At 74.2% G+C, this 6,821-nt stretch carries 5 protein-coding genes; 2 read left to right on the top strand and 3 right to left on the bottom strand.

What is annotated here, in order from left to right; all coding sequences use genetic code 11:
* A partial coding sequence (locus VMR86_11365) for a protein kinase (protein ID HTO07638.1) occupies positions 1-4,564 on the bottom strand: 4,564 nt, incomplete at its 3' end.
* A 173-nt stretch (positions 4,565-4,737) separates the two neighbouring features.
* Between VMR86_11365 and VMR86_11360 the strand changes: the two genes are divergently transcribed.
* Both VMR86_11360 and VMR86_11355 read left to right on the top strand, forming a co-directional pair.
* A complete protein-coding gene (locus tag VMR86_11360; protein HTO07637.1) occupies positions 4,738-5,151 on the top strand; it encodes a hypothetical protein in 414 nt (137 codons plus the stop codon).
* Between the two features lie 7 nt (positions 5,152-5,158).
* The gene (locus VMR86_11355) at positions 5,159-5,572 is read left to right on the top strand and encodes a hypothetical protein (GenBank protein ID HTO07636.1); all 414 of its coding nucleotides are present in this window, start codon (positions 5,159-5,161) and stop codon (positions 5,570-5,572) included.
* A 7-nt stretch (positions 5,573-5,579) separates the two neighbouring features.
* On the opposite strand, the gene VMR86_11350 is transcribed toward VMR86_11355, so the two are convergent.
* Both VMR86_11350 and VMR86_11345 read right to left on the bottom strand, forming a co-directional pair.
* Complete coding sequence (locus VMR86_11350; GenBank protein HTO07635.1) at positions 5,580-6,530, bottom strand: GNAT family N-acetyltransferase; 951 nt, start codon at positions 6,528-6,530, stop codon at positions 5,580-5,582.
* On the bottom strand, positions 6,527-6,821 hold a 295-nt coding region (locus tag VMR86_11345; protein HTO07634.1), incomplete at its 5' end, for an MlrC C-terminal domain-containing protein. The genes VMR86_11345 and VMR86_11350, both read right to left, overlap by 4 nt.

The following is a 6,821-nucleotide window of genomic DNA, read 5'->3' as shown; positions in this document are numbered from 1 at the left end:
CGGCGGCGCTCTGCGGCCGGTCAGCCGGCCGCTTGGCCATGAGCCGGAGCACGAGCTCGGCCATGGCCGCGGGAATCTCGGCCACGCGCTCGCGCGGGTCGGGCGCGGCCGTGTTGCGGTGGTGGAAGGTCACGTCGCCCGCCCGGAACGGCACGCTCTTGGTCAGGAGCTCGAACAGAGTGACTCCCAGCGCGTACAGGTCCGCGCGGTGGTCGACCGCTTCGCCGGCCGCCTGCTCGGGCGCCATGTAGAAGGGCGTGCCGCCGATCACCGTGGCGCCCTTGCGCGCCTCCTCCACGACCTTGGCCAGGCCGAAGTCCATGATCTTCACGGTGCGCTCGCGCGTGTAGAAGAGGTTCGCGGTCTTGATGTCTCGGTGGATCACGCGGTTCTGGTGCGCGTAGTGCAGCCCCGCGCAGACCTGCATGCCGATCGCCGCGGCGATCGGCGCCGCCATCGCGCCGCGCGCCCGCAGGATCGTGTCGAGCGTGGTGCCCTGCAGGAACTCCATGGTGATGAAGTACTGACCCGACTCGTTGCCCGCGTCGTACACGGTCACGATGTTGGGGTGATTCAGCGCGGCAGCGGCGCGCGCCTCGCGCTCGAAGAACGCGACCGCGGTCGGGTGACCGCGCAGGCTCTCCGTGAGTCGCTTCAGGGCCACGGTGCGGCCCAGGTGTTTGTCGCGCGCCTTGAACACCACGCCCATCGCGCCGCGCCCGAGCTCCTCCAGGATCTCGTAGCGGCTGTCGGCGGGGGGGGTGGGCGCAGGCGCGCTGGCAGCGGGCGTGGGCGTGGGGGCCGGGCTGGCCGCAGCCTCGCGTCTGGCGCGCAGCGCCGCCGCGCGCTCGGCCGCAGCGCGGAACTTGGGCGCGCGCGCCTCGATCGTCTCCCAGGCCTCGAGCGCATCGTCCTCGCGGCCCAGCCGCTCCAGCAGCTCGGCCTTCACCGACCAGAGCGGCAGCGCCGACGAGGCGTCGCCCTGTGCGTCGAGCAGCGTGTCGAGCCGCTCGAGCGCCTGGGGCAGCTGGTTGCGCTCGATGTGCAGCTCGATCAGCTGCCGGCAAGCGGCGCCGTAGCTCTCGTCGGCCGGAGTGACCTGCGCGAGGTTGTGGATCGCGCGCGTGACCTGGCGCTGCGACGCCGCGAGCTGGCCGGCCTCGAAGTGACTGCCGTGCTTCTCGTAGAGCGCGAGCAGCTGCTCGGCGTCGTCGGTCTCTTTGCAGCACGCGATCGCGGACTCGAGATCGCCCGCGCGCTCGTAGGCGCGCGCGGCGGACGCCGGGTCACCGGCCGCGCGGTGCGCGTCGCCGGCCTTGTCCCACTGCTCGGCGGCCTCGAACAGCGCTGCGCTGCCCGCGGGGTCCTCGCCGTCGGCGCGCAGCTCCGCCGCGCCGCGCAGGTCGCCCGCGGTCTCGAGCGCCTGCGACGCGCCCGCCAGGTCGCCGCGCGCCTTCAAGAGGTCGGCGCGCAGCTTGCTCGCGGCCTGCGTCGCGCCCGCGCGTTCCAGCTCGTTGGCCGCGCGCGCCACGTCGCCCTCGAGATACGCCGCCACCGCGGCGGCCGAGCCCTCGAACAAAAGGCCCGGCTCGCGCGCGGCGTCGAGCAGGAGGTGGATCGGGTCACACGAGCGCACCTCGAGCTCGCGCTCGCACAGCCGTTCGCCGGCGCCGACCAGCAGCGTGTGGCGGCCCGGCTTGAGATAGAGGAAGACCGCTGCGTCGCTCACGTAGCGCAGCGAGCGCGGGTTCCCGCGCAGCGCGATCCCGGCATGAGTCACGCCCTTGGGCAGTCCGGTCACTCGTACCTCGAGCGAGGCCTCCTTGGGCCGCATGTCGAACTTCACCGTGATGCGTTTGCCACGCAGCACGCGCACGAGCTGCTCTTCGAGGAAGTCGCCGATCAGCTCGTTCGTGGTCGCGTGGATCAGCGGCCCGCGCACGGTCACGTAGTACTGGCGCCGGCGCGCGGGGATCCAGTGGAACTCGGTCGGCTGCCCCTCGCGCAGCGGCCGCTCGAAGCGGTTCAGGCTGCGCAAGCCGTCCTCGATGCGCCACTTGGCCTTCTCGCGGCTCTTGAGTGACTTGGTCTGCGCGGTCTTGCGCTGGCGGCGCGAGACGCTGATGCTGAACAGCGCGCGGGTCTGGGGCGGAAGCTCGACCACGACCGACACGCTGCCCCAGCCGCGAATCACGATCGCCGCGATGACCAGCGCGGCGAAGGCGTAGAGCGCGAACGCGGGCCAGTTCCAGGTCCAGTAGCCGTCGAGCTCCGGCGCGAGACACACCCAGGTCGAGTGAATGGCGGAGCGCGAGCCGAAGCGGCCGGCGAGCTGGCGCAGCTCGAGCCGCCAGTGCGCGTCGCCGCTGCAGGCGTTGCCGAACCGGGCCAGCGGCTCGCGCTGCAGGCGCGCGAGATACAGCGCGTCGGTGCCCAGCGCGAGGTTGAGCTCGACCACCGAGCTCATGTTCACGGACTCGGCCGACCCGTCGAAGCGGTACAGCTTGTCGAGCGCCTCGCTGGTGGCCGGGTTCTCGAGCGCCTTCGCCGTCTCGGCCGGTGACAGGGCCCCGTAGCGCGACTCCACCACGCGCCGGAGCTCGCCCTCGAGCCTCGCGAGGTCGGGGGCGTGCGGCCGGAGCAGCTCGAGCACGCGGTGCTTTGCGTCGACCGTGTCCCGCACGCCCGCGAACAACACGCGGCCCGTCTCCGCGCGCAGCGCCGGGAAGGGCGACATCAGCCCGAGCAAGCGCTCGTTCACGCCGGCGAGGTCAGCGGCCGGGCTCGCGGGCGCTCCCTCGGAGGACGTGGACCCGCCGCCCTCGGCCAGGAGCTCCGCGCGCTGGCGCTCGGCGCCGGCGGACTCGCTGTCGCCCGCGGCCTCGGCCGAATCGGCCAGCGCGAGGCGGAGCGCGGGCTCGATCGGGTCGAGCTCGACCGCGCGCGTGAGTGCCGCGCGGGCGCCGGCCGTGTCTCCCGAGGCGCGCAGCAGCTCGGCGCGCAGCGCGAGCGCTTCCGAGTCGGTGCCGCGCGCGAGCTCCACCGCCTCGAGCAGCTGCAGGGCCTGATCGCCGTGGCCGGTGCCGGCGTCGAGCCGCGCGAGCTCGAGCTTCCCGGCGGAGTCGTGGGCGTCGAGCGCGAGCGCGCGTTCCAGCAGCGGCCGCGCGTCGTCGTTGCGGCCCGCCTCGCGGTAGAGCGCGCCGAGCTCGCGCGCCGCGCCGGGCGCGGAGGCGTCGAGCTGGATCGCCTGCCGCAGCGCGCTCTCGGCCGCCGCGGAGTCACCGAGCGCCGACGCCGCCTCGGCCGCGCCGAGCAGGCGAGCCGGCGTGGGACCGCCGGTGTCGAGCGCCTCCTTCCAGGTACCGCGCGCCTGCTCGGCCTCGCCGAGCCGCGCGTAGAGCCGCGCAAGGCGCTCGCGGCCCGCCGCGCCGGAGCGGGCATCGGCCTGCCGGGCGCGTTCGTAGTGCGACACCGCACGGTGCAGGTCCAGCGCCGCCTCGGCGCGCGCGCCGGCCTGCTCCAAGAGCCGGGCCGCGCGCGGCGGGTCGTGCGCTTCAAGCTGCGCCAGCTCGTCGAAGGCGCGGTCGGAGCGGGGATCGAGCTCGGCGGCGCGCTGGAACGCGCTCTCCGCGTGCGCCTCGTCGCCCAGGAGCGCCAGGTCGCGCGCGTAGGCGAGCTGCGCCTCGGGGCTCTGGGGCGCGAGCGCCACGGCCCGCTCGAGATACGGGCGTGCCACGTCGGTCTCACCGCGCGCGAGCCGGATCTCACCCGCCGCCAGCGCCACGCGCGCGTCGATCGGCTCGCCGCCTTCGAGCGCGCGCGCGGCATCGGTGAGCACCTTCTTCGTGGCGAGGTCGCTCGAGGTCTCCTCGCCGCGCGCCACGCGCAGCCGCACGCGTTCCGCGGCCGGGACGTCGGTCCCTGCGGCGCGTGTCTCGATGCGGGCGCGCAGCTCGCCGGCGACGCTCGAGTCATCGCCGTCGAGCGCGCGCCAGGCGCGCGCCAGCTCGTTCTGGTCGAGCGCCTCGAGCGCGCGGCTCTCGGCCGAGAGCTGCTCGACGCCCGCGGCGGGACCGGGACCGAGCGCGCTGGCGTCGCCGCCGAGCGCCGGGGCGACGCGCGCGGTCACCGTGTCGATCGCGACACCGAGCTGTGTCGCCGTGCCGTGGGCCCGTGCCGCGCTGAGCCACGCGCAGCCGCTGCGCCCGTACACGCGCAGCGCCAGGTCCACGCCCGCGGGCCGGGGGCGCAGGTCGACGAACACCAGCTCGCTCGTGGCCGCGGGCGCGCGCTCCGCCGCGCGCGCACACGCGCCGTCGGGAGAGACTCTGCCCGCTTCGTTCGCGAGCGCGATCGCCGAGACACCCGCCGCGGTCAGCCGGCGCCGCACGCGCTCGACCAGCCCGCGCTGCACCGCTCCGAAGGGCTCGGGCACGCTGCCGGCGACCAGCGCCGCCTGGCGCGCGGGCGGCGTCCCGTCCGGCGCGGCTTCCTGTGCAGACGCGAGCCGCGGCGCGCCCGCGAGGGCGAGCGCGAGACAGGCGATGCCCAGGGAGCTGCGCATCCCCGAGGCATCGGAACCCGTTCCGCAGCGGTTGAGGCGCGGCGGCGTTCGCAGTGCGTCAGCCGTGCTCCGGAGCGCCGGCCCCGCCGGCACGGCGCGAGTGACTTCTCCGGTCCGACCGCGAGGTCGGTCCCAGCTCAATTCTGCGCACGGCGCATCCGACATTGTGCAGCATGGATCACCTACACCTGGTCTACGAGGACGACATCCTCAAGCTCTTCTGGGACACGAACGCCCGCTACCACATCGCCGAGTGGCACGGTGACGTGAAGGGCGAGAAGCTGCGCACTTCGGCCTACGCGTGCGTCAACGCCTCGCGCACCCGGCCGTCGACGCGCTGGATCGCGGACGTGACCCTGGTCGGCGCGCCGGACAACGCGGACCAGCAGTGGATGGTGGAGGACTTCTACCCGCGCCTCGCGCGCAACGGCGTGCGCTTCGTCGCGTTCGTGGTGCCGGAGAAGACGCTCCTGCACATCCACGTGCGCCGCATGAGCAAGGCGTTCGAAGACAAGTCGTCGCTCGAGTTCCAGTATCAGTCCACGCGTGCGGAGGCGGCGGCCTGGCTCGCATCGCACCCGGGCTGAAGCTCGCTTGGACTCGCTCGAGCTCGTCTACCAGGACGAAGTCCTGAATCTGTTCTGGGATCGGGACGGCCGCTACCACATCAGTGAGTGGCACGGCGAGGCCCGGGGCGAGCGGCTGCGCACGGCGGCGCACGCGTGTCTCAGCGCGTCGCGCGAGCGACGGTCGACGCGGTGGCTCACCGACGTGACCCGCTTCCCCGAGATCGATCCCCCCGACCTGCAGTGGATCGCGCGCGAGTACTACCCGCTGCTGGCGCGCAACGGCGTGCGCCGGCTGGTGTTCGCGCTGCCCGAGTACGCGGCCGACCGCGCCACCGTGCGCCACATCCCGTCGGCCTGCGGCGACGACGTGACGATCGAGTTCGAGTACTGCGACTCGCGCGCCGCCGCCGTGCGCCGGCTGCAGATGCTGCCGCACTGACGCTCCGTCACCTGGGACGGGCCAGGACCCCGACGGTGAGCCGCCGGCCCTCGGCCCAGCGCGCCTTGTAGGCGGACTGCGCGCCGAGGTCGTAGGCAGTGACTCCGCTGCCGGAGAGCCGCGCGATCTGCTCGAGCTGCAGGGCATTGCCCAGGCCGAGCGCGCGCAGTCGCTCGTCGAAGCTGAACTGCAGCCCGCGGAAGGTCGTGCCGGCGATCCCGCCCGCGAGATACCCCACGTCCTCTCCACCGTGCCTGGCGAACAGCAGGCGCAGAGCCCCGCGTGCGGCCAGCCGCGGGTACATGCCCGCGTAGAACTCGCGCATCGGGCCGCGCTCGACGCCGTTGCCGGTCGCGGTCTTCCAGCTGCGCCGCTCGACCGCGAGCACACGGGCATAGGCGGCCTCGGCCTCGGCCGGCGAGAGGCACGAGACTGCCTCGAAGCCGATCCCGGCCGCGCGCACCCGGCGCAGCGCAGCGCGCGCGCCCGCGCGGAACTTCGCGCTGCGCCGCGCGAGATAGCCCTCCAGCTCGTCGAGCCGGGCCACGAAGCGCTCGGTAGTCGTGACCACCGACAGCGCGTGAGTCGCGTCGAGGCGCAAGATCAGGGCGCGCGTGCGCGGATCGCGAGGCGGCAGCCCGGCGAGATACAGCAGCTCGTGCCGCCGCCGTTCGGCAAGCAGCTCGCACAAGAGCTCGAGCGAATCGGCGCCGACCAGCGGCGACGCGAAGCCCCACATCGCTTCGAGCGGCTCGAGCACCGGCCCGCGCGCGGCCAGCGCGACGAAAGAGCTGCCCCGCCGCGCGGCTACGAGCTCGCCCCCGGGATGGAAGGCGTCGTGGAACGACAGGACCCAGTCAGTGCGCGTGCAGAAGCCGTCGACGGCCGGGTCGGCGTCGACCGCGGCATCGTACTCGCCGGCGCACGCCTCCAGCCCGGCGCGGTCGAGCCGGGTCACGGCGCCGGCGGGCGTTCGGGATACTCCGCCCCGGCGTCGAGCGGCCAGATCGGCCGGCGCGTGCGCGTGCGCGGGAAGCTCTCGAGCCGCAAGCTCGTGAGTCCCGGCGCGTCGGCAGTCACGATGCCGGCGGCGATCGGCTCGAAGCCCGCGCGGAAGTGCTGCGCCGACTTCAGCGCGACGAGCTTGGCCCGGCGCACGTCGATGCCGTGCATGCGGAACACCTCGGGGTCGAACACCTGCTGGCTGCGCGACGAGACCAGCACGTCGACGCGGCCGATGCGCAGCCGC

Source organism: Myxococcota bacterium (assembly GCA_035498015.1).
GTDB lineage: Bacteria > Myxococcota_A > UBA9160 > SZUA-336 > SZUA-336 > VGRW01.
The sequence above is the reverse complement of the archived record's forward strand: the minus strand, read 5'-3'. Positions and strand labels throughout refer to the sequence as shown.